General features: G+C 74.9%; 1 protein-coding gene and 1 pseudogene. Both read left to right on the top strand.

Annotated features, from left to right (window positions below; all coding sequences use genetic code 11):
- Nucleotides 1-19: 19 nt before the first annotated feature.
- A pseudogene (locus tag OG792_RS20075) lies at nucleotides 20-14,512 on the top strand (type I polyketide synthase); the annotation flags it as partial.
- A gap of 289 nt (nucleotides 14,513-14,801) precedes the next feature.
- Complete coding sequence (locus OG792_RS20070; protein WP_329101082.1) at nucleotides 14,802-26,840, top strand: SDR family NAD(P)-dependent oxidoreductase; 12,039 nt, start codon at nucleotides 14,802-14,804, stop codon at nucleotides 26,838-26,840.
- Nucleotides 26,841-26,903 lie beyond the last annotated feature (63 nt).

The raw sequence follows: 26,903 nt of genomic DNA, 5'->3' as shown, positions 1-26,903 counted from the left end.
ACGACAGATGCCGAACGAAGAGAAGCTCCTCGAATACCTGCGCCGCGCGACCGCCGACCTCGGCCAGGCCCGCCGCCAGCTCCGCGAGGAGCGGGACGCGCGGCACGAGCCGATCGCGATCGTCGCGATGAGCTGCCGGTTTCCGGGCGGTGCCAACTCCCCGGAGCAGCTCTGGGACCTGGTCACCAGCGGCACCGACGCCATCACCGAGTGGCCGGACCGGCGCGGCTGGGACACCGCCGGGCTCTACCACCCCGACCCCGACAACCCGGGTACGTCCTACACCCGCAACGGCGGCTTCCTGCCCGACGCCGGCGAGTTCGATCCGGGCTTCTTCGGCATCTCGCCGCGCGAGGCCCTGGCCATGGACCCGCAGCAGCGGCTGATCCTGGAAACCGCGTGGGAGGCACTGGAACGGGCCGGCATCGTGCCCGCGACCCTGCGCAACACCGACACCGGCGTCTTCGTCGGCGCCATGATGAGCGGCTACGGCTTCGGCACCGCCCACGTCCCCGAGGTCGAGGGGCTGCTGCACACCGGGATGGCCAGCAGCGTCATGTCGGGCCGGCTCTCCTACCTGCTCGGGCTGACCGGTCCCGCGCTCACCGTCGACACGGCGTGCTCGTCGTCGCTGGTCGCCCTGCACCTGGCCGTGCGTTCGCTGCGCGCGGGTGAGTGCTCGATGGCGATCACCGGCGGTGCCACCGTCGTCGCCGACCCGGACCCGTACGTGGCGTTCAGCCGGCAGGGCGCGCTCGCCCCGGACGGCCGCTGCAAGGCGTACGCGGGCGCGGCCGACGGCACCATCTGGTCCGACGGCGTCGGCATGCTGCTGCTGGAGCGGCTGTCGGACGCGGTGGCGAACGGGCACCCGGTGCTGGCGATCGTCCGTGGTACGGCGGTCAACCAGGACGGCGCGTCGAACGGTCTGACGGCGCCGAACGGGCCGGCGCAGCAGCGGGTGATCCGAGCGGCGTTGGCGGACGCGCGGCTGACTGCGGTCGAGGTGGACGTGGTCGAGGGGCACGGTACGGGGACGCGGTTGGGTGATCCGATCGAGGCGCAGGCGTTGCTGGCGACGTACGGGCAGGACCGCCCGGCGGATCGGCCGCTCTGGCTGGGCTCCTTCAAGTCGAACGTTGGTCACACGTCCGCCGCCGCCGGGGTGGGTGGTGTGATCAAGATGGTGTTGGCGTTGCGGGCCGGGGTGATGCCGCCGACGCTGCACGTCGACGAACCCACGCCGCAGGTGGACTGGTCGTCCGGGGCCGTACGGCTGCTCTCGGCGGCCCGCGAGTGGACCTCGACGGATCTGCGCCGGGCGGGGGTGTCGGCGTTCGGGGTCAGCGGCACCAACGCCCACGTCGTGCTCGAACAGGCCCCCACTCCCGCAACCGAGCCGGAGGAGCCCGCCGACCTGCCGCCCGTCCTGCCGTACGTCGTCTCCGGGCGTACCGATGAGGCGCTGGCCGCCCAGGCCCGCAACCTGATCGCCCACCTCGACCGCGAACCCGACCCGGTACCCGCCGCCGTCGCCCGCGCGCTGGCCACCAGCCGGACCGCGTTCGAGCACCGGGCCGTCGTGGTCGCCGGGGACCGGGACGGGCTGCTCGACGGCCTGCGGGCGCTGGCCACCGGCGAGGAGGCCGCCAACCTCGTCCGGGGCACCGCCGGGCAACCCGGCCGCACCGTCTTCGTGTTCCCCGGGCAGGGTTCGCAGTGGGCCGGGATGGCCCGGGAACTGCTCGACCAGTCCCCGGTCTTCGCCGGGCGGATGGCCGAGTGCGAGGCGGCCCTGGCACCGTTCGTCGACTGGTCGCTGACCGATCTGGTACGGAACAAGGACCCGTGGGACCGCGTCGACGTCGTGCAGCCGGCCCTGTTCGCCGTCATGGTGTCGCTGGCCTCGGTGTGGCGCTCGCTCGGCGTGGAGCCGGACGCGGTGGTCGGTCACTCGCAGGGTGAGATCGCGGCGGCGGTGGTGGCCGGTGGCCTGTCCCTGGCCGACGGCGCCAAGATCGTCGCCCTGCGCAGCCGGGCCCTCGCCGCCCTGGCCGGCAGCGGCGGCATGGCCTCGGTGCCGCTGCCGGCCGCCGACCTCACCGACCGCCTCCGGGCCTGGTCCGGCCGGCTCGGCGTCGCCGCCGTCAACGCCCCGTCCTCGACCGTCCTCGCCGGGGACGCCGCCGCCATCGAGCAGATCGTCGGCGAACTCGTCGCCGACGGCATCCGCGCCCGCGTGCTCCCGGTGGACTACGCCTCCCACACCGCACACGTCGACCGGGTCCGGGACCGGCTGCTCACGGAACTCGCCGACCTGAGCCCGACCCCCTCCACCGTGCCGTTCTTCTCCACCCTGGAGGCGGCCTGGCAGGACACCGGCACCCTGGACGCCGACTACTGGTACCGCAACCTGCGCCAGCCGGTCCGCTTCGCCGAGGCCGTCCGCGCCCTGCTGGCGGAGGGCTACACCTACTTCGTCGAGTCCAGCGCGCATCCGATCCTCACCATCGGCATCAGCCAGACCGCCGACGACGCCGGGCTCGACGCCACCGCCGTCGGCACGCTCCGGCGCGACCAGGACGGGTTCGGCGCCGTTCTGCGCTCGCTCGGCGAGGCCCACGTACGCGGGCTGGCACTCGACTGGTCAGCGCTGTTCCCCGCCACCACCGGCGGCGACGCCGGGCTGCCCACGTACGCGTTCCAGCGGCGCTGGTTCTGGCTCGAACGCGCCGCCGGGGCCACCGGTACGGCACCGGCCCCACCCGCCGCCGAAGCCGCGTTCTGGCAGACCGTCGACGACCGCGACCTACCCGCCTTCACCGCCACGCTCGGCATCGACCCGGCCGACACCGCGAGCGCCGTGCTGCCCGCCCTGGCCGCCTGGCGCCGACAGCACGAGGACCGGACCACGGCGGACTCCTGGCGCTACCGGGTCACCTGGCAACGCCTCACCGACGCGCCGGCCCCGGCCCTGACCGGCAGGTGGCTGCTGGTCACGTCCAGCGTCGGCGACGACACCCTGACCGCCGGGTGCGAGTCGGCCCTCAGCGTGGCCGGCGCCACCGTCGTACGGCTGGAACTCGGCCCGACCGACGACGACCGCGCCCGGCTCGCCGCCCGCCTCGCCGCCGTCCTCGCCGGCCCGGTCGACGGGATCCTGTCGCTGCTCGGCACCGACGCCACCCCGCACCGCCGGCACCCGCAGCTCACCGACGGCACCGCGCTGAGCCTGGTTCTCGTGCAGGCGCTCGGCGACAGCGGCTGCGCCGCGCCACTGTGGTGGGCCACCCGGGGCGCGGTCAGCACCGGCACCGGTGACGTCCTGACCAGCCCCGCGCAGAGCCTGATCTGGGGCCTCGGCCGGGTCGCCGCGCTCGAACACCCGGACCGCTGGGGCGGCCTGGTCGACCTGCCCGCCGTCATCGACGAGCGCACCGCCGACCGGCTGCGCCACGCCCTGCACAACCCCGACGGCGAGGACCAGATCGCCGTACGGGCCACCGGTGCCTACGGTCGGCGGCTCGTCCGCGCGGCGCTCGGCGAGACCCGGGTCCGCACCTGGCGACCCAACGGCACCACGCTCATCACCGGTGGCACCGGGGGAGTCGGCGGGCAACTCGCCCGTTGGGCCGCCGCTCGCGGAGCCGAGCACCTCGTGCTGGTCAGCCGCCGGGGCGAAGCCGCCGAGCTGGCCGAGGAACTCACCGCCGCCGGCACCCGGGTCACCGTCGCCGCCTGCGACGTCGCCGACCGGGACGCGTTGGCCACGCTCGTCGCCACGCTGCGCGCCGACGGCGCCGACATCCGTACCGTGATCCACGCCGCCGGCAGTGGGGTGCTGGTGCCGCTCGACGGCACCGACCCCGACGACTTCGCGCCGACCCTGGACGCGAAGGTCCGCGGCGCGGACAACCTCGACGCGGTGTTCGGCGACGCCGACCTGGACGCTTTCGTGCTGTTCTCGTCGATCTCGGCGGTCTGGGGCAGCGCCGAGCACGGCGCGTACGCCGCCGCCAACGCCTACCTCGACGGGCTCGCCGAGAACCGCCGGTCGCGGGGCCTGGCCGCCACCTCCGTCGTCTGGGGCATCTGGGACCCGGCCGACGGCGGCGGGATGGCCGCGAACCTGGTCGAGGACCAGCTACGCGGCCGGGGCGTCCCGTTCATGTCCCCGACGGTGGCGCTCACCGCCCTGCAACAGGTGCTCGACAACGACGACACCGTCATCGTCGTCGCCGAGGTCGACTGGGACCGGTTCGCGCCGGTGTTCACGTCGGTACGCCCGAGCCGGCTCATCGGCGACCTGCCCGAGGTCCGCCGGATCCTGGCCGCCGACGACGAGCCGGCCCCGGACGACGACGGCGCCGGGGGTGCGCTGCGGCGCCGGCTGCGCGAGACCGTGGCCGCCGACCGTGGCCGGCTCCTCACCGACCTCGTCCGCACGCACGCGGCGGGCGTCCTCGGCTACGAACCCGGCGCGACGGTGGACTCGGACCGTGCGTTCCGCGACCTCGGCTTCGACTCGCTCACCGCGGTCGAGATGCGCAACCGCCTCAACACCGCCACCGGGCTGCGGCTGCCCGTCACGGTCATCTTCGACTACCCGTCGGCCACCGCGCTCGCCCGCCACCTCGGTGAGCTGCTGCTCGGCACCCCCACCGACGATCGCGAGGAGATCCCCACCGCCGTCGCGACCGACGCGGACCCCGTCGTCATCGTCGCCATGGCGTGCCGGTATCCGGGCGGTGTCAACACCCCGGACGAGCTCTGGGACCTGGTCGTCGACGGCGGCGAAGCCGTCACCGGGATCCCCGCCGACCGTGGTTGGGACCTCACCGGCCGCCACGACGCCGATCCCGGCACCACGTACCCGGTCGCCGGCGGCTTCCTCCAGGACGCCGGCGCGTTCGACGCGGCGTTCTTCGGCATCTCCCCGCGCGAGGCCCTGGCCATGGACCCGCAGCAGCGGCTGCTGCTGGAGACGTCGTGGGAGGCGCTGGAGGCGGCCGGCATCGACCCGGCCGGGCTGCGCGGCAGCCGGACCAGCGTCTTCGCCGGGGCCGCCTACCAGGGGTACGGCAGCCACGATGTCGCCGAGGAGGTCGAGGGCCACCTCGTCGCCGGGGTGTCGACCAGCGTCCTGTCCGGACGGATCGCCTACAGCCTGGGCCTCGAAGGTCCCGCCGTCACCGTGGACACCGCCTGCTCCTCGTCGCTGGTCGCGCTGCATCTGGCCGTGCAGTCGCTGCGCGCGGGGGAGTGCACGCTGGCGCTGGTCGGGGGCGTCACGGTGCTGGGCACCCCCATGTCGCTCACCAGCTTCAGCCGTCAGCGTGGCCTCGCCGTCGACGGGCGCTGCAAGTCCTTCGGCGCCGGGGCGGACGGTTTCGGCATCGCCGAGGGCGCCGGTGTCGTACTGATCGAGCGCCTGTCCGACGCCCGGCGCCACGGCCACCCCGTACTCGCGGTCGTGCGCGGCTCCGCGATCAACTCCGACGGTGCCAGCAACGGCCTCACCGCGCCGAACGGGCTGGCCCAGCAGCGCGTCATCCGGGGTGCGCTCGCCAACGCCGGCCTCACCCCGGCCGAGGTCGACGTGGTCGAGGCGCACGGCACCGGTACCCGGCTGGGCGACCCGATCGAGGCGCACGCGCTGCTGGCCACGTACGGTCGGGACCGGCCCGCCGACCGGCCCCTGCTGCTCGGCTCGATCAAGTCGAACATCGGCCACACCCAGGCCGCCTCCGGTGTCGCCGGCATCATCAAGGTGGTCCAGGCGCTCCGGCACGGGCAGCTGCCCCGGACCCTGCACGCCGCCGAGCCGAACCCGGACGTCGACTGGTCCGCCGGCAACGTCGCCCTGCTCACCGAGCCCCGGCCGTGGCTGCCCGGCCCCCGGCCCCGCCGCGCCGGGATCTCCTCGTTCGGCATGAGCGGCACCAACGCGCACGTCATCATCGAGCAGCCACCCACCGCCGAGGCGGAGACCGTCGCCGAACCCCTGCCCTCGATCGCCCCGGCCGCCGACCGGCCCGTGCTGTGGCCGCTGTCGGCCCGTACCGAGCGGGCGCTGCGGGACCAGGCCACCCGGCTCGCCGACCTCCTCGTCCGAAACCCCGGTGCGCACCTCGCCGACCTCGGCCACTCGCTGGCCCATGACCGCACCGCGTTCGAGCACCGCGCCACGATCACCGGCGCCGACTCCACCACCCTGCTGCGGGCCCTGACCGCCCTGGCCGAGGGCCGCGCCGACGACCGTCTCGCCGAGGGCGTCGCGGACCGGTCCGGCCGTACGGTCTTCGTGTTTCCGGGGCAGGGTTCGCAGTGGGTGGGGATGGCTCGGGAGTTGCTGGACGAGTCTCCGGTGTTCGCGGAGCGGATGGGGGAGTGTGCGGCGGCGCTGGCGCCGTTCGTGGACTGGTCGTTGCTCGATCTGGTCCGGGAGGGTGATTCGTGGGAACGGGTCGACGTGGTGCAGCCGGTCCTGTTCTCGGTGATGGTGTCGCTGGCCTCGGTCTGGCGTGGGTACGGTGTGGAGCCGGACGCGGTGGTCGGTCATTCACAGGGTGAGATCGCCGCCGCGGTGGTGGCCGGTGGCCTGTCCCTGGCCGACGGGGCGCGCATCGTCGCCCTGCGGAGCAAAGCCCTGCTCCCGCTCGTCGGCAACGGCGGCATGCTGTTCGCCGCGACCCCACCGGACCGGATCACCGGCCACCTCGCGCCCTGGGCCGACCGGATCTCGGTCGCCGCGGTCAACGGCCCCGGCTCGGTCACCGTCTCCGGCGACCTCGCGGCACTGCGGGAGCTGGGCGAACGCCTCGCCGACGCCGGCATCATGTCCTGGGACCTGCCCGGCGTCACGTTCGCCGGACACTCGCCCCAGGTCGAGGCCCTGCACGGCGAACTGACGAACGGCTTCGCCGGGATCACCCCGCAGCCGTCGGACGTCGCGTTCTACTCCACGGTCGCCGGTGACCGCGTCGACACCACCGCCCTGGCCGCCGAGTACTGGTACCGGAACCTGCGCGAACCGGTCGAGTTCGCCGCCGCCGTCGCGGCGCTGCTGCGTACCGGGCACACCACCTTCGTCGAGGTCAGCCCCGACCCGGTGCTGTCGGTGTGGTTGCGGCAGGCGCTCGAACCGGCCGGCGGCACCGGCTGCGTCACCGGCACCCTGGTCGGCGACGACGGCGGTCTCGGCCGGTTCCTCACCTCCCTCGGCGCGGTGCACGCCCACGGCGTCCCCATCGACTGGAACGCCGTGTACGCCGGCACCGGCGCCCGCCGTACCGAACTGCCCACGTACCCGTTCCAGCACACCCGGTACTGGCTTGAGGCGCCGGCCGCCGCGAGCGCCGGCACCGCCGGATCCGATCCCGCCGACGCCGGATTCTGGACCGCCGTCGAGGAGAACGACCTGGCCACCGTCGCCGACACGCTGAGCCTCGCCGACGACCGGGCCCGCTCCTCGCTGCGCGCGGTGCTCCCGGCGCTCTCCTCGTGGCATCGCGACCGCCGGGACCGCTCCATCGTCGACGGCTGGCGTTACCGGGTGACCTGGAAACCCGTACCGGCCGCCCCGGCGCCCCCGGCCCTCGGCGGCACCTGGTGGCTGATCGTGCCCGAGACCGTCGCCGTGGACCCGGCCGTCGAGCGTGCCCTGACCCGGTACGGCGCCACCGTCGTCACGGTGACCGTCGACGCAGGCGACCGCGGCGGGATCACCGACACCCTGCGCGGGCACCTGTCCGGCGGCCCGCCCGACGGGATCCTGTCGCTGCTCGCGCTCGCCCCCGGTGACCACCCCGCCGGGCCGGCGCTGCCGGCCGGAACGGCGCTGACCGCCGCGCTTGTGCAGGCACTCGGCGACAGCGGGGTGACCGCGCCGCTCTGGGCCGCCACCACCGGCGCCGTCTCGGTCGGACGCGCCGACGCCATCGGCGCGCCGCACCAGGCCATGATCTGGGGCCTCGGCACCGTCGCCGGCATCGAGTACCCGCAACGCTGGGCCGGCCTCGTCGACCTGCCCGCCCGTCTCGACGACCGGGCACTCGGGCGCCTCGCGGCCGTACTGGCCGGCCTCGACGGCGAGGACCAGGTAGCGATCCGCGCCTCGGGTGTCTTCGCCCGCCGGCTGACCCGGGCCACCCCGGCCGGCACCGTCACCGGTGACGGTTGGAACACCTCCGGCACCGCACTGGTCACCGGCGGCACCGGCGCCCTCGGCGCCCACGTCGCCCGCCGGCTGGCCGGCCGGGGAGCCCGGCACCTGCTGCTGCTCAGCCGTACCGGCCCGGCCGCGCCCGGCGCCGAGGCCCTCGTCGCCGAGCTGACCAGCCTCGGCGTCACCGCGACCGCCGTCGCCTGCGACATCACCGACCGGGACGCGCTCGCCGCCGTCCTCGCCGCGATCCCGGCCGACCGCCCGCTGCGGACCGTGGTGCACGCGGCCGGTGTCCTGGACGACGGAGTGCTCGACAGCCTCACCCCGGAACGGGCCGCCGTCGTGCTGGGCCCCAAGGCCCGAGCGGCGGGGCACCTCGACGAGCTGACCCGCGACCTCGACCTCGACGCGTTCGTCCTGTTCTCCTCGCTCGCCGCCACGTTCCCCGGCAGCGGCCAGGCCAGTTACGCCGCCGCCAACGCGTACCTCGACGCGGTCGCGGAGCACCGCCGCGACCTCGGGCTGCCGGCCACCTCCATCGGCTGGGGCCTGTGGGCGGGCCAGAGCGCGGCCAGCGCCTCCGGCGACCAACTCGTCCGCGCCGGCCTGCAACCGATGGCACCCGAACTCGCGCTGGTCGCCCTGGAGGAGGCCCTGGCCACCGGCGAGAACCGGCTCATCGTCTCCGGCTTCGACTGGGCCCGCTTCACCCGTACGACGGTCACCCTGCGGGCCGCCACCGCGCTGCGTGACCTGCCCGACGCCGTACCGTTTCTCGACGACGCCCCGGGCGGCGGCCCGGACGGCGACTCGCTGGCCGGACGCCTCGTCCGGATGTCCCCGGCGGACCGCGACGAGGAACTGCTCAAACTGGTCCGGACCGAGGTCGCCGCGACGCTCGGCCACGCCGACCCGGCCGCGATCGAGCCCGGCCGCGTCTTCAAGGAACTCGGCTTCGACTCGCTGACCGCCGTCGACCTGCGCAACCGGCTGGCCGCCAGCACCGGGCTGCGGCTGTCGGTCACCCTGGCGTTCGACCATCCCACGGCGACCGCACTGGTACGGCACCTGACCGGCCTGCTGGGCATCGCCGACGAGCCCACCGGCACTCCCGCCGAGCCGGTCGCGGTGCCGACGATCGCCGACGACCCGATCGCCATCGTCGCGATGAGCTGCCGGTTCCCGGGCGACGTCAGCTCGCCCGAGGACCTCTGGCAGCTCGTGGTCGACGGCACCGACGCGATCACCACGTTCCCGGACAGTCGTGGCTGGGACCTCGACGAGCTGTACTCCGCCGACCCCGGGCAACTCGGCACGTCCTACACCCGCGAGGGTGGCTTCCTGCACCACGCCGACGAGTTCGACCCGACCTTCTTCGGCATCTCCCCGCGCGAGGCGCTCGCCATCGACCCCCAGCAGCGGCTGCTGCTGGAGGTCACCTGGGAGGCGTTCGAGCGGGCCGGCGTCGATCCACTCTCGCTCAAGGGCAGCCGCTGCGGCGTGTTCGTCGGATCCAGCTACCACGACTACGGGCCCCGGGTGCAGAATCCGCCCGAGGAGCTTGAGGGCTACCTGGGCCTCGGCAGCGCGGGCAGCGTCGCCTCCGGCCGCATCGCCTACACCCTCGGGCTGGAGGGCCCGGCCGTCACCGTGGACACCGCCTGCTCCTCCTCGCTCGTCGCAATCCACCTCGCCGGCCAGGCGCTGCGCAGTGGCGAGTGCACCCTCGCCGTGGCCGGTGGCGTCGCGATCATGGCCACGCCCACCTCGTTCGTGGAGTTCAGCCGCCAGCGGGGGCTCGCCGAGAACGGCCGCTGCAAGCCGTTCGCCGCCGCGGCCGACGGCACCGCCTGGGCCGAGGGCGCGGGCGTCGTCGTCCTCGAACGCCTCTCCGACGCGCGTCGCAACGGACACCCGGTGCTGGCCCTGGTACGCGGCTCGGCGGTGAACTCCGACGGTGCGAGCAACGGGCTCACCGCCCCGAACGGCCCCTCCCAGCAGCGCGTCATCGCGCAGGCGCTCGCCAACGCCGGTGTCCGGGCCGCCGAGATCGACGCGGTGGAGGCGCACGGCACCGGGACCCGGCTGGGCGACCCGATCGAGGCACAGGCGCTGCTGGCCACGTACGGCCAGAACCGCCCCGCGGACCGTCCCCTCCTCATCGGATCGCTCAAGTCCAACATCGGCCACACCCAGGCCGCCGCCGGCATCGCCGGCGTCATCAAGATGGTCCAGGCGATGCGGCACGGCCTGCTGCCCGGCACGCTGCACGTGGACCGGCCGACGCCGCTGGTCGACTGGTCGTCGGGCGCGGTGTCCGTGCTGACCGCGAACACCCGCTGGCCCGACAACGGCCACCCGCGCCGCGCCGCCGTGTCGTCCTTCGGCGTCAGCGGCACCAACGCGCACACGGTGCTGGAACACGTGCCGGACGACGACGCGCCCGTGCCGGCACCGCAGAGCACCGGAATCACACCGTGGCTGATCTCCGGGCGCGGTCCCTCGGCACTGCGCGACCAGGCCCAACGGCTGCTGGCGTACGCCGAAGCCCGCCCCGACCTCGACCTCGGCCGGACCGCCCGCGCGCTCGCCATCGGACGCAGCGCGTTCGAGCGCCGCGCGGCCGTCGTCGCCGGTGACCGGGACGCCCTGCTCGCGGGCCTGCGAGCACTGGCCGCCGGTGACACCGCCGCCGGTGTCGTGCGGGGCACGTCCGCCGCCGGAAAGACGGCGTTCCTCTTCTCCGGGCAGGGCAGCCAACGTCCCGGCATGGGCGCCGAGCTGTACCGCGTGTACCCGGTGTTCGCCGACGCGCTCGACGCGGTGTTCGCCGAGTTCGACGCCGTACTGGACCGGCCGCTGCGGGAGGTGATGTTCGCCCCGGCCGGCTCGCCCGAGGCCGCCCTGCTCGACACCACCGAATACACCCAGCCCGCGCTGTTCGCGCTGGAGGTGGCACTGGCCCGGCTGGTGCAGAACTGGGGTGTGCGGCCGGCGCTGCTGCTGGGCCACTCCGTCGGGGAGATCGCCGCCGCGCACGTCGCCGGGGTGTTCACCCTCGCGGACGCCACCCGGCTCGTCGCGGCCCGTGGACGGCTCATGCAGGCACTGCCCGCCGGCGGCGCCATGGTCGCGTTGACCGCCTCGGCGGCGCAGGCCCACGCGCTGATCGACGGCCACCGGGACCGAGCCGCCGTCGCGGCGGTCAACGGCCCCGCCGCCACCATCATCGCCGGCGACGAGGACGTCATCTGGGACGCCGCCGCCCGCTGGCAGGCGTTGGGCGGCAAGGCGCGACGGCTCCCGGTCAGCCACGCGTTCCACTCGCCGCACATGGACGCGATGCTCGACGACTTCCGCCGGGTCGCCGCGACCATCACCTTCCAGCCGCCCCGGATTCCGGTGGTCTCCAACCTGACCGGTCGGCCGGCGACCGCCGAGGAGATCGGGACCGCCGACTACTGGGTCGCGCACGTACGCGAAGCCGTCCGCTTCCACGACGGGATGAATGTGCTCGCCGACGAGGGCGTCACCCGCTTCGTCGAACTCGGCCCCGACCAGACGCTGACCGCGATGGGCCGCGACTGTCTCGCCGACCGGGCCATCGACCCGGAGGCCCTGGTGCCGCTCCTGCACCGGGACCGCGCCGAGAGCTGGTCGGTGCCGACAGCGCTGGCCCGGCTGCACAGCCTCGGCGGCGAGGTCGCCTGGGACGAGTTCTTCGCCGGCACCGGCACCCACCACGTCGACCTGCCGACGTACGCGTTCCAGCGGGACCGCTACTGGCTGGAGGGGAACACCGAAGCGGGTGACGTCGCCTCGGCCGGGTTGCAGCCGACCGGGCACCCGCTGCTCGGCGCGGCGGTGGCACTGGCCGACTCCGACGGATACCTGTTCACGACCCGGCTGTCCACCCGTACCCACCCGTGGCTGGCCGAGCACGGCGTCCTCGGTACGGCACTGTTCCCCGCGACCGCGTTCCTGGAACTCGCCATCCGCGCCGCCGACCAGGCCGGCTGCGACCAGGTGGAGGAACTGCTGCTGGAGGCCCCACTGGCGATCGGGTCGCCGGGCGCCGTCCTGCTCCAGCTAGCGGTCGGTGCGCCCGAGCCGGACGGCAGCCGTACCCTGACCATCCACTCCCGCCCCGAGCACGCGCCCCCGGAACAGCCGTGGACCCGGCACGCCAGCGGCCGGCTCACCGCCGCGGCCCCGGCGCCCGCCCCGGACCGGCTCACCGAGTGGCCGCCACCGGGCGCCGAGCCGATCGACACCACCGGCCTCTACGAGCGGTTCGAGCAGGGCGGCTTCTCCTACGGCCCGGCCTTCCAGGGCCTGCGCGCGGCCTGGCGGCTCGGCGACGAGGTGTACGCCGAGGCGAGCCTGCCGCAGCAGCACCGGTCCGACGCCACCCGGTACGGACTGCACCCCGCGCTGCTGGACAGTTCGCTGCACGCGCTGACGTACGGCGTCCTGGCCGGATCCACCCGGAGCTGGCTGCCGTTCTCGTGGAACGGGGTACGGCTGCACGCCTCCGGCAGCCCGGCGCTGCGGATCCGGCTGCGTCCCGCCGGCCAGGACGCGGTGGAGGTGCTGGCCACCGACCCGACCGGTGACCCGGTGGTCGAGATTCGCGCGCTGGCGCTGCGGCCGGTCTCCGCCGACCAGGTCCGTACCGCCCGCCCACTGGGTCGGCACGACGATCTGTACCGGGTCGAATGGCCGGTCCTGCCCGCTCATCCGGCACCGCCCGGCGGCGACTGGGTGCTGCTCGGCGACGACGCGACGGCGTGGACCGGCGCGGGCGTCACCCGTACCGTTGCGGACCTGGCCGGGCTGGCCGCCGCACCGACCCTGCCCGATGTGGTGGTGGCCCCGATCCCGATCGCGGCAGATCCCGAGCGCGACGAGGCGGGCACCGCACGGGCCGCCGCCGCGTACGCGTTGACGCTGGTGCAGGGCTGGCTCGCCGAGGAACGGTTCCGCGCCGCCACCCTGCTGGTGGTCACCCGGGGCGGGGTGGCGGTGAGCCCCGACGCCGACGTGCCGGCGCTGGCCCACGCCGCAGTGTGGGGACTCGTGCGGACCGCCCAGACCGAGAATCCCCACCGGTTCGTCCTCGCCGACCTGGACGACGACCCCGCCTCGCGCAGCGCCCTGCGGGCCGCCGTCGGCTCCGGCGAGCCGCAGCTCGCACTGCGCGACGGCGTGGCACACCGGGCCCGGCTCGCCCCGGTGTCCCGCACCGGTACGGAGGCCCCGCCGGCATGGGGCGGCGACGGCACGGTCCTGATCACCGGTGGCACCGGCGCGATCGGGCGGCACATCGCCCGGCACCTGGCCGTCGAGCACGGCGTACGCCACCTGCTGCTCACCGGTCGCCGTGGCCCCGCCGCCGAGGGCGCCGCCGAACTGCACGCCGAGCTGACCGCGCTGGGCGTACGGGTGGACATCGTCGCGTGCGACGTCTCCGACCGCGACCAGCTCACCGCGCTGCTGGCCGCGGTGCCCACCGCCCACCCGCTCACCGCCGTGGTGCACGCCGCCGGTGTGCTGGCGGACGGGGTTGTCGACGCGATGACGCCGCAGCGGCTGCACGAGGCGATGCGGCCCAAGGCGGACGCCGCCCTGCTGCTGGACGAGCTGACCCGCGACCGGGACCTGGCGGCGTTCGTGCTGTTCTCCTCGATCGCCGGCGTCTTCGGCGGCATGGGCCAGGGCAACTACGCCGCCGCGAACGCGCTGCTCGACGCGCTCGCCCACCGTCGCCGGGCCAGGGGCCTGCCCGCCACGTCGCTCGACTGGGGACTGTGGGCCACCGAGGGCGGTATGAGCGGCTCCCTCGACGCGGGGGATCTGCGGCGCATCGCCCGCAGCGGCATCGTCGCGTTCACCCCGGCCGACGGCGTCCGGCTGTTCGACGTCGCCGTCGCCGTCGACGAACCCGCCGTGTTGCCGCTGCGGATGGACCTGGAGGCGATGGCCGTCGGCGGCCACCCCGTCATGCTCCGCGGCCTGGTCCGCCCGCCGGCGCGGCGTACGGCGGGCCTCGCCACCGGCCCGGACGCCGCCGACACGCTTACCCAGCGGCTCGCCGGTCAGACCGAGACCCAGCGCGGGCGGACGCTGCTGGAACTCGTCCGGCTGCACGCCGCCACGGTCCTCGGCTTCGCCGACCCCGGCGACGTCGACGGCGACCGGGGGCTGCTCGAACTCGGCTTCGACTCGCTGACCGCGGTGGAACTGCGCAACCGGCTCAACGCGGCGACCGGTCTGCGACTGCCCGCGACGCTGCTGTTCGACTACCCGACGTCGTCGGCGGTCGCCCGGCACCTCGCCGCCGAACTCGTACCCGCGCAGACCGCACCGGCCGTGCCGGGCCTTGCCGAACTGGACCTGCTGGAGGGCGTACTGAACGGCGGCCCGACCGACCCGGAGGTGGTCGACCGGCTACAGATCCTGCTCACCAGGCTGCGCGCGGGTACCGACGCCGACACCGCCTCGGTGCAGGAACGGATGGACCGGGCCACCGACGACGAGATCTTCGACTTCATCGACAACGAGCTCGGGATGTGACGACCTCCGCCTGTTCCCGTCCCGGCCCGCGACCGCCCGCAGAAGGTGACGATCACTGATGACCGATGGCAAGCTCCGTGACTACCTGAAGCGGGTCGCCGCGGACCTGCACCACACCCGCAAGCGGCTCGCCGAGGCCGAGGCCCGGGACCAGGAGCCCGTGGCCATCATCGGCATGGGCTGCCGCTACCCGGGCGGCGTCCGTACGCCCGAGGACCTGTGGCGGATGGTCCTCGACGGCACCGACGCCGTGGGCGCCTTCCCCGGCGACCGGGGGTGGGACCTGGGCGAACTGTACGACCCGGAACGGCGGCGCCCCGGCACCACGTACTCCGCCGAGGGCGGTTTCCTCGACGGGGTCGCCGACTTCGACCCGGGCTTCTTCGGCATCTCCCCGCGCGAGGCCCTGGCCATGGACCCGCAGCAACGGCTGCTGCTGGAGACGTCGTGGGAGGCGTTCGAACGGGCCGGTATCGACCCGGCCACGCAGCGCGGCAGCGACACCGGCGTCTTCGCGGGCGTCATGTACCAGGACTACGCGCTGCGCCTGAACGAGGTGCCGGACGACATCCGGGGCTACCTCGGCAACGGCCAGTCCGACAGCGTCGCCTCCGGCCGGATCTCCTACACGTTCGGCCTCGAAGGCCCGGCGATCACCGTGGACACCGCGTGCTCCTCGTCCCTGATCGCCATCCATCTGGCCGCGCACGCGCTGCGCCGCCGGGAGTGCCCGCTGGCGCTCGCCGGTGGGGCCATGGTCATGTCGACCCCGGTGCCGTTCGTGGAGATGAGCCGGCAGGGTGGCCTGGCCGGCGACGGCCGGTGCAAGTCGTTCGCCGACGAGGCCGACGGCACCGGCTGGGGCGAGGGCGTCGGCATGCTCCTGCTGGAGCGCCTCTCCGACGCCCGGCGCCACGGGCACCCGGTGCTCGCCGTGGTCCGGGGCAGCGCCGTCAACCAGGACGGGGCGAGTAGCCGGCTCACCGCACCCAACGGCCCCGCCCAGCAGCGGGTCATCCGGCGGGCGCTGGCCGACGCCCGGCTGAGCGCCGACGAGGTCGACGTGGTCGAGGCGCACGGCACCGGTACCCGGCTGGGTGACCCGATCGAGGCGCAGGCGCTGCTGGCGACGTACGGGAAGGGCCGCCCGTACGACCGGCCGTTGCTGCTGGGCTCGCTGAAGTCGAACATCGGTCACACGCAGGCCGCCGCCGGCGTCGGCGGCGTCATCAAGATGGTCATGGCGATGCGGTACGGCACCGTGCCGCCCACCCTGCACGCCGAGCACCCGACGTCCCAGGTGGACTGGTCCGCCGGCACGGTACGACTGGTCACCGAGGCCGCTCCGTGGCCCGAGACCGGCCGCCCGCGCCGCGCGGCGGTCTCCTCGTTCGGCATCAGCGGCACCAACGGCCACGTCATCCTGGAACAGGCCGAGCCGGCCGAGATCGTCGCCCCCGCCGATCCGGTCGGACCGGTCGGACCGGTCGAGATCGTCGGGCCCGCCGAGATAGTCGGGTCCGCCGAGCCCGCCGAGCCGGTTGGGTCCGGCGGCCGGGCGGTGCCGTGGTTGCTGTCCGGTCGGGACCGGGCGGGGCTGCGTGACCGGGCCCGAGGGCTGCGGGACCGGCTCACCGGGGAGCCGGGGCTCGACCTCGCCTCGACCGGACGCGCGCTGGCGACCACCCGTACCGTGTTCGAGCACCGCGCGGTCCTGCTCGCCGCCGACCACGCCGGACTGGTCGCCGACCTGGACGCGCTCGCCGATGACCTGCCGTCGCCGACCCTCGTTCGCGGCGGCGACCTCCGCACCGGCCGGGTCGTCTTCGTGTTTCCGGGGCAGGGTTCGCAGTGGGTGGGGATGGCTCGGGAGTTGCTGGACGAGTCTGCGGTGTTCGCCGGGCGGATGGGGGAGTGTGCGGCGGCGCTGGGGCCGTACGTGGATTGGTCGTTGCTTGATCTGGTTCGTGCGGGCGGTTCGTGGGATCGGGTTGACGTGGTGCAGCCGGTCCTGTTTTCGGTGATGGTGTCGTTGGCGTCGGTGTGGCGTGGGTACAGTGTGGAGCCGGATGCGGTGGTTGGTCATTCGCAGGGTGAGATCGCGGCGGCGGTGGTGGCGGGTGGGTTGTCCCTGGCCGACGGGGCGCGCATCGTGGCCCTGCGGAGCAGGGCACTGCTTCCGCTCGCGGGAGCCGGGGCGATGGCCTCGGTGCAGCTTCCCGCGGCGCGGGTCCGCGAGGAGATCGCCGCCTGGGGCGACCGGCTCTCCGTGGCGGCCGTCAACGGCCCGGCGGCCGTCGTCATCTCCGGTGAACCCACCGCCGTGGACGAGTTCCTCCGCCACGCCGACCGCAGCGACCTGCGGGCCCGCCGGATCGACGTCGACTACGCCTCGCACAGCGCCCAGGTCGAGCGGATCCGCGACGAGCTGCGCACCATGCTCGACGGCATCACCCCCGTCGCGGGCGACGTGCCGTTCTACTCCACCGTCACCGGGGCGGTGCTCGACACCGGGACCCTCGACGCCGACTACTGGTACCGCAACCTGCGCGGCACCGTCGAGCTGCAATCGGCCGTCAGCGCCGCCCTGACCGCCGAAATGCGGACATTCGTCGAGGTCAGCCCGCACCCGGTGCTCACCGTCGCGGTGGAGGACACCGCCCGCGACGCCGGCCATGAGGCGCTGGTGACCGGCACACTGCGCCGCGACGACGGCGGGCTCACCCGCGTACACGGCGCGGTCGGCGAGCTGTGGGCCGCCGGCTTCGACGTGACCTGGGAACCGGCGTACGCGCACGCCCCGGCCCGGCAGCTGGACCTGCCCACCTATCCGTTCCAGCGGCAGCGCTACTGGCTGGACTCCGGCCCGGTGGCGGGGGACGTCGGCTCGGCCGGCCTCATCGCGGCGGGGCACCCGCTGCTCGGCGCGGTGATCACGCTGGCCGACGGGGACGGGCTCGTACTGACCGGGCGGCTGTCGGCGGGCACCGGACCGTGGCTCGCCGAGCACGAGGTCCTCGGCGCCGCGCTGCTGCCCGGCACCGCGTTCCTCGAACTCGCCGTACGCGCCGCCGAGCCGGCCGGCTGCTCCCGAATCGAGGAGCTCACCCTGACCACGCCGCTGGAACTGCCCCGCTCCGGCGCCGTCGACGTACAGGTGACCGTCGGTCCGCCCGACGCCGTGGGACACCGCCCGATCGGCGTGTACGCCCGGCCCGCCGACGCCCCGGACGAGCCCTGGACCGGGCACGCCAGCGGCACCCTCTCCCCGGCGGCGTCCACCGCCCCGGCCGCCCTGTCCGCGTGGCCGCCCCCCGGTGCGGAACCGATCGACCTCACCGGCCTGTACGAGCGCTTCGCGTCGGGCGGCTTCGTCTACGGCCCGACGTTCCAGGGCCTACGCGCGGCCTGGCGACTCGGCGACGACATCTACGCCGAGGCCGTCCTGCCACCGGACCGACACGCCGAGGCGTTACTGCATGGCATCCATCCCGCCCTGCTCGACGCCGCCCTGCACGTCACCGGACTGCCGGGTGCCGACACCGGCCCGCACGTCACCGGACTGCCGGGTGCCGACACCGGCCCGCACGTCACCGGACTGTCCGGTGCCGACACCGGCCCGCCTGTCGCCGGAGCGTCCGGTGCCGACAGCGGACGGATGCCGTTCGCCTGGACCGGTGTGGCCCTGTACGCCCGGGGCGCGACGACGCTGCGGGCCAGGGTGGCGCCGGCCGGCGAGAACGCCGTGTCGGTGCAGGCGTGGGATGCCGCCGGGCAGCCGGTCGCCGCCATCGACGCCCTGCTGCTGCGCCCGTCGGCCGCCACCGCACAGCCACCGTCCGGACCGGGACGGTCGCTGTTCCGGTTGGCCTGGACGCCCGTACCGGTCGCCGGTGCCCCGGCGGTCGGCGACGAACCCGTCGTGCTCGGCGGCGAACGCCATCCCGACCTCACCGCGTTGCGCGCCTCCCTCGACGCCGGTGCGGCCGCACCCCGCCTGGTCGTCATGCCGATGCCGGCCGGGGAGGGCGGCGGCCCGGCCGCTGTCCACCGGGCCGTGCGGCACGCCGCCGCGCTGCTGCGCGAGTGGCTCGCCGACGAGCGGTTCGCCGGCTCCCGGCTGGTCCTCGCCACCCATGGCGCGGTCGCGGTAACGCCCGACGAGGACATCACCGACCTGCCGCAGAGCGCCGTCCGGGGGCTGGTCCGCTCGGCCCAGTCCGAGCACCCGGGCAGGTTCGTGCTGGCCGACCTGGACGACCCGGCCGATCTCACCGCGCTGACCGAGGTTCTGACCGCCACGGAGGAGGACCAGCTGACCGTACGCGGTGGTCAGGTCAGCGCCGCGCGCCTGGCGCGAGCCACCGACGCCCGAACCACGGACCCGTTCGCGGACCCCGGCGGCACCATACTGATCACCGGCGGTACCGGCCTGATCGGCTCCCGGATCGCGCGGCACCTCGCCGGCCGGGGCGCCCGCCACCTGCTGCTCACCAGCCGCAGCGGCCCCGACGCGCCCGGCGCCGCCGCGCTCACGGGGGAACTCGCCGCGCTCGGCGCCCACTGCGACATCGTCGCCTGCGACGTCGCCGACCGGGAGGCGCTGCGGCGGCTGCTCGACACGATCCCGGCCGAACATCCGCTGACCGCCGTCGTGCACGCCGCCGGTGCCCTCGACGACGGGGTCATCACCTCGCTCACCGACGAGCGAATCGACGCCGTGCTGCGGCCCAAGGTGGATGCCGCGCTGCACCTGCACGAGCTCACGGCCGGCCCGGACCTGCGCGCGTTCGTGTTGTTCTCCTCCGCGGCGGGCGTGTTCGGCGGGCCGGGGCAGGGCAACTACGCCGCGGCGAACGCCTTCCTGGACGCGCTCGCCCAGCACCGCCGGGCCCGGGGCCTGGCCGGGCAGTCGATCGCCTGGACGCTGTGGGAGCAGCGCAGCGCGATGACTGGTCACCTCGACGCCGACGACACGCGTCGGATCGCGCGCTCCGGCATGCCTGCGCTGACCGACCAGCAGGGCCTCGAACTGTTCGACGCCGCCACGGCCACCCGCGAGCCGTCGCTGGTCGCCATGCTGCTCGACGTCGCGGCGCTGCGGTCGCGTACCGACACCGACCCGGTGCCGAGGCTGCTGCACGGGCTGGTCCGTCCGGCCGCGCGCCGCGCCGCCGCAGGTCCGCTGGCCGGCGAATCCACCGACTCCCCGGCCGGCCGCTTCGCCGTCCTGTCACCGCCCGACCGGCGCCGGGCCCTGCGGGACCTGGTACGCACCCAGGTCGCGGCGGTGCTCGGGCACGCCTCGGCGGACGCGGTCGAACCCACCCGCGCGTTCCGCGACTTCGGTTTCGACTCCCTCGCCGCGGTGGACCTGCGCAACCGCCTCAACGTCGCCACCGGCCTGCGGCTGCCCGCCACGCTGGTTTTCGACTACCCGACCCCGGAGGCGCTGGTCGCCCTGCTCGACACCCGGCTCACCGGTGACCCGGAGCGGAGCACCGCCGTCCCCGCCGCGCCGGCCGGCGTCGCGACCAGGGCCGACGAACCCATCGCCATCGTGGCCATGGGCTGCCGGTTCCCCGGCGGCGCCGACTCACCCGAGCGGCTGTGGGACCTGGTCGTCAACGGCACCGACGCGATCTCCGGGTTCCCCACCGACCGGGGCTGGGACGTCGGGTCGCTCTACGACCCCGACGGCGCGAACCCCGGCACCTCGTACGTCCGGGAGGGCGGTTTCCTCTACGACGCGGCCGAGTTCGACGCCGGCTTCTTCGGCATCTCGCCGAGGGAGGCCCTGGCCATGGACCCGCAGCAGCGGCTGCTGCTGGAAACCACCTGGGAGGTCTTCGAACGCGCCGGCATCGACCCGGACACGCTGCGTGGCAGCCGTACCGGCGTGTTCGCCGGCGTCATGCACCACGACTACGCCGTACGCGTGATCGGCAACGTGCCGGAGGAGGTCGAGGGCTTCCTCGGTTCGGGCAACTCCGCGAGCGTCGCCTCCGGCCGCCTGTCCTACGTCTTCGGACTGGAGGGCCCCACCGTCACCGTGGACACCGCCTGCTCGTCGTCGCTGGTCGCGCTCCATCTGGCGGTCAGGTCCCTGCGCTCCGGCGAGTGCGACCTCGCGCTCGCCGGCGGTGTGACGGTGATGAACAGCCCGGAACTGTTCGTGGTGTTCAGCCGCCAGCGGGGGCTCGCCGCCGACGGCCGCTGCAAGGCGTACGCGGGCGCCGCCGACGGCACCGGCTTCGGCGAGGGCGCCGGCATGCTCCTCGTCGAGCGGCTTTCCGACGCGGTGGCGAACGGGCACCCGGTCCTGGCGGTGATACGGGGCTCGGCGGTGAACTCCGACGGCGCGTCGAACGGGTTGACGGCGCCGAACGGGCCGGCGCAGCAGCGGGTGATCCGGGCGGCGTTGGCGGATGCGCGGTTGAGCGCGGTCGAGGTGGATGTGGTGGAGGGGCACGGTACGGGGACGCGGTTGGGTGATCCGATCGAGGCGCAGGCGTTGTTGGCGACGTACGGGCAGGACCGTCCGGCGGATCGGCCGTTGTGGCTGGGGTCGTTGAAGTCGAACGTTGGTCACACGTCCGCCGCCGCCGGGGTGGGTGGTGTGATCAAGATGGTGTTGGCGTTGCGGGCCGGGGTGATGCCGCCGACGTTGCACGTCGACGAACCCACGCCGCAGGTGGACTGGTCGTCCGGGGCCGTACGGCTGCTCTCGGCGGCCCGCAGGTGGGAGTCGGCCGGTCCCCGTCGGGCCGGCGTCTCGGCGTTCGGGATGAGCGGCACCAACGCGCACGTCGTACTGGAACAGGCCGCCGAACCGGTCGCCCTCCGACCGGGTACGGGCGAACAGGCCGCCGAACCGGTCGTGCCGCAGCCGGGCACCGCCGAACCGGTCGCACCCCGGCCGGACACCGGCGAGCACCCCGTCGCCTGGGTGCTCTCCGCCCGTACGCCCGAAGCCCTGCGGGCCCAGGCCGAGCGCCTCGGCCGGCACCTCGACGCCGGTCCGGCACCGCGCGTCGCCGACGTCGGCCTGACGCTCGCCCTGCACCGGGCCCGGCACCCGCACCGCGCCGTCCTCGTCGGTGACCGCGAGGAGCTGACGGCGGGACTGCGGGCACTCGCGGTCGGGAACCCCTCGGCGGCCACGGCGCAGGGGGTTGCCGGACCCGTCGGCCGTACCGTGTTCGTCTTCCCCGGACAGGGCGCCCAGTGGGCCGGCATGGGACTGGACCTGCTGGACACCAACGCCGTCTTCGCGGACACGATGGCTGCCTGCGAACGGGCCCTCGCGCCGTACGGGGACTGGTCAGTCCGGGAGGTGCTCAAGGACGCCGACGCCCTGAAACGGGTGGACCGGGTGCAGCCCGCCCTCTTCGCCGTCATGGTCTCGCTCGCCGCGACCTGGCGCTCGTACGGGGTGGAACCCGACGCGGTCGTCGGCCACTCGCAGGGCGAGATCGCCGCCGCGGTGGTGGCCGGCGCGCTCTCGTTGCAGGACGGCGCGAAGGTCGTGGCGCTGCGCAGCCAACTGGTGCGTACCCTGGCCGGCACCGGCGCCATGGCCTCGGTCGCGCTGCCCGCCGACGACGTCCGTACCCTGCTCGGGAACCTGCCCGGTGGGATCGCGATCGCCGCGGTCAACGGGCCCCGGGCCACCGTCGTGGCCGGCGACCCCACCGCCGTCGCGGACCTGGTCGACCGGTGTGAACGCGACGGCATCCGCGCCCGCCGCGTCGAGGTGGACTACGCCTCGCACTCCGCGCAGGTCGACGTGCTGCGCGACGAACTCGTCGCGGCGCTCGCCACCGTCACACCGGGCACCGCCCCGACGCCGATGTACTCCACACTCGACGCGACCTGGCTGGACGGGCCCGAGCTGACCGCCGGGTACTGGTTCCGCAACCTGCGCGGCACGGTCGGCTTCGACCCCGCCGTACGGGCCCTGGCGGCGGCCGGCCACACGACGTTTATCGAGGTCAGCCCCCACCCGGTGCTGACCTCGGCGATCAGCGAGACGCTGGAGGACGCCGCCGGTACGGTCCTGGTGACCGGAACCCTGCGCCGGGGCGAGGGCGGGCTCGCCCGGCTGCTGCTGTCGCTGGGCGAGGCCCACGTGGGCGGGGTCCGACCCGACTGGGCCGCCGTGTTCGCCGACGCCGACGCCCGGCGGGTGGACCTACCCGGATACCCGTTCGAGCGCTCCCGCTACTGGCTGGACGCCGCCACCGGCCCGGCCGACATGGGCGCCGCGGGCCTCGGTACCACCGGCCACCCGCTCGTGGGCGCCGCGGTGGACCTCGCCGACCAGGGCGGTCATCTGCTGACCGGCCGGCTGTCCCGTGCGGCGACGCCGTGGCTGGCCGAGCACTCGCTCACCAGCGTGACCCTGCTGCCCGGCACCGCGTTCCTGGAACTGGCCCTGCGCGCCGCCGACGAGGTGGGTTACGGGCTGGTCGACGAACTCACCCTTCAGACACCGCTGGTGCTGCCCGACAGCGGCACGGTGCGGCTACAGGTCCGGGTCGACCCCGCCGGCCCCGACGAACGCCGCACCCTCGGCGTGTACGCCCGCCCCGAGGAGGACCCGGCCGCCGAGTGGACGACCTACGCCACCGGTACGCTCGCCCCCGCCCCCGGCGGCCCCGACGACGACCCGGTGTCCTGGCCCCCGGCCGACGCGGAACCGCTCGACACCTCCACCCTGTACGACCGCTTCGCCGAGGCCGGATACGGGTACGGTCCGACGTTCCGCAGTGTCCGGGCGGCCTGGCGCCACGGCGGGGAGGTCTTCGCCGAGATCGCCCTGCCGCAGCCCGGTGACGGTGCCGACTACCTGCTGCATCCGGCGCTGCTCGACGGTGCCCTACAGGCGAGCGCCCTGCTGCCCGACCGGGACGAGGTGGCGCGGCTGCCGTTCTCCTGGACCGGCGTCACCGCGTACACCGCCGGTGCCGGGGCCCTGCGGGTTCGGGTCCGGGCCGTCGGCGCCGACGAGGTGTCGTTGGAGGCTCGGGACCTCACCGGTGGTCTCGTCCTCCGGGCGGAGGCCCTGGCGCTACGTCCCGTCCCGGTCGGTGGCCTGCGCGCGGTCACCGCCGCCGGCGTACGCCCGCATCATCTGTTGTGGACACCTCAGCCGGCGCCCGGGGGCGCGACGGCGGGCGTGGTGGTGCCCGCCGAGCCCGGTTGGCCCGACCTCGCCGCGCTGGGTGCGGGGGCGGTACCCGCCTTCGTACTCGCCGATTTCGCCGCCGATGCCGATGCCGGTGCCGCCGATTTCGCCGCCGATGCCGATGCCGCCGCCGATGCCGGTGCCGCCGATTTCGCCGCCGATGCCGATGCCGATGCCGATGCCGATGCCGGTGCCGGTGCCGGTGCCGGGTCGGGGGGCCGGTCGGGCGCCGCCACGGTACGGGCCCTCACCCTGATCCGGCAGTGGCTCGCGGACGAGCGGTTGACCGGTTCGACGCTCGTGTTCGTCACCCGTGGCGCCATCCGCACCGGGCCCGCTGACCGGGGTACGGACTGGGTCGACTCCGGCGTCTGGGGTCTGGTCCGCAGCGCCCAGGCCGAACACCCCGACCGGTTCGTGCTCGCCGACGTCGACGACGATCCGGCCTCGCTGCGCGCCCTCGTGGCCGCGCTGCCCAGCGGCGGAACCCAGTGGGCGGTCAGGGCGGGCGAGCTGTTCGTGCCCCGGCTGGCCGCCGGTGACCCGGACCTGCTCACCGAGCCCGGCGGCGCGGAGTGGCGGGCGGAGGGTGGCGGCGCGGAGTGGCGGGTGGAGGTCGGCGACGGGGACGGGGCCGGCGGGCTCGTGCTGCGACCCGCGCCCGACGCGCTCGCGCCGCTGGGCGAGGGGCAGCTCCGCATCGCCGTCCGGGCCGCCGGACTCAACTTCCACGACGTCGTCGTCTCGCTCGGACTCGACCCGGACCAGCCGACCGTGGGCAGCGAGGGTGCCGGCGTCGTACTGGAGGTCGGCCCGGGTGTCACCGACCTGGCCCCCGGCGACCGGGTGATGGGCGTCTTCGGCGGGGCGTTCGGCCCCGTCGCCGTCGCCGACCGGGCCACCGTCGCCCGGATCCCGGCCGGCTGGTCGTTCGCCCAGGCCGCCGCCGTGCCGATCGCCTTCCTCACCGCGTACTACGGGCTGTTCGACCTCGGTGGCCTCCGGGCCGGCCAGGCGGTGCTCGTGCACGCCGCGACCGGCGGCGTCGGTAGCGCCGCGGTGCAGCTCGCCCGGCACGCCGGCGCGGAGGTGTTCGGCACCGCGAGCCCGGCGAAACACCCCGTGCTGCGGGCCATGGGCCTGGACGACGCGCACCTCGCCTCGACCCGCACCCTGGAGTTCGCGGAGCACTTCCGGGCGGGCACCGCGGGGCGTGGCATGGACGTGGTGCTCGACTGCCTGGCCCGCGAGTTTGTCGACGCCTCCCTGGGGCTGCTGCCGCGCGGCGGCTCCTTCGTGGAGATGGGCAAGACGGACGTACGCTCCGCCGACGACGTCGCCCGGGACCACCCCGGCGTGCGCTACCGGGCGTTCGACCTGGTCCAGGCGGGCCCGGAGCGGATCGGTCAGCTGCTCGCCGAGGTGCTGTCGCTGTTCGAGCGGGGCGTGCTGACGCCACTGCCGCTGACCTGCTGGGACGTCCGGCAGGCGCCGGAGGCGTTCCGGTACCTCGCCACGGCCCGGCACGTCGGCAAGAACGTGCTGCTCGTACCGGCTGCGGCCGACCCGGACGGGACGGTCCTGCTGACCGGCGGCACCGGCACCCTCGGCCGCCTCGTCGCCCGGCACCTGGCCGGCGCCCACGGCATGCGGAACCTGCTGCTGCTCAGCCGCCGTGGCCCGCAGGCGCCGGGCGTGGCCGAGCTGGTCGAGGAGCTGGCCGGGCTGGGGGCCCGCGCCGACGTGGTCGCCTGCGACGTCACCGATCGCGACGCCCTGGCCGCCGTGCTGGACACGATTGCGGTGGACCGCCCGTTGACGGCCGTCGTGCACGCGGCGGGCACACTCGACGACGGTGTCGTGGACTCGCTCACCGCCGACCAGGTGGACCGGGTGTGGCGGCCCAAGGTGGACGCGGCCGTCGCCCTGCACGAGCTCACCGGTCACCTTGACCTGGCCGCGTTCGTCCTGTTCTCGTCCGGCGCCGCCCTGCTCGGCGGTGCCGGACAGGCCAACTACGCCGCCGCGAACGCAGCCCTCGACGCCCTGGCCACGCAGCGGCGGGCCCTTGGACTGCCCGGTGTCGCCATCGGCTGGGGCCTGTGGCAGGAGCGCAGCGAGCTGACGGCGCGGGTCACCGACACCGGAACGAACCGAATGTCGCGTACGGGTATCGGCGCGCTGAGCACCGCCGAGGGGCTCGCGCTGTTCGACGCCGCCTGGCGCTCGCCCCGACCGTACGTCTTCGCCGCCCGGCTCGATCCGGCGGCCCTGTCCGGCGACCGCGTCCCGGCGGTGCTCAGCGGGCTGGCCCGGCCGCCGAGGCAGGCCCGTCGCCGGGCCCAGACCCCGTCTGCCAACGGGGCGGCGTCGCTGGCCGGGCGGCTGGCCGGCCTGGCGCCGGACGAGGCGCACCGGGTCCTGCTGGATCTCGTCCGGGGCAACGCCGCCACGGTCCTCGGACACGCCTCGCCCGACCAGATCCGCCCCGGCCGACCGTTCAAGGAACTCGGCTTCGACTCACTGACCGGTGTCGAGCTGCGCAACCGGCTCGCGAACGCGGTGGGCGTACGGCTGCCGGCCGCGCTGATCTTCGACCACCCCACGCCGGACGCGCTGACCCGCGACATCCTCGGCCGGATCCAGGCGGTGGCACCCGCGACCGCCGCACCGGTGTCGCCGGTGCTCACGCAGCTGAGCCGGCTCGAAGCCAGCATCGACGCCCTGGGGGCCGGGCCGGGACCGGAACCGGCCCTGCCGCCGCAGCTCGTGGCACAGCTGCGCCGCCTGCTGTCCCGGGTGGAGGCCCGCGACGGTGGTCCAGGCACGGACCCGGAGCAGGCGATCGAGGCCGCCAGCAACGACGAGCTGTTCGACCTCATCGACAAGGAGCTGGGCATCTCATGAGCACCGTGACAGCCCGGTGGACCGTTCCGGTCCCTGACGAAAGCGGGGGAGCCCGGTGAGCGA

It is taken from the genome of Micromonospora sp. NBC_01699 (assembly GCF_036250065.1).
Classification (GTDB): Bacteria; Actinomycetota; Actinomycetes; order Mycobacteriales; family Micromonosporaceae; genus Micromonospora_G.
The sequence above is the reverse complement of the archived record's forward strand: the minus strand, read 5'-3'. Positions and strand labels throughout refer to the sequence as shown.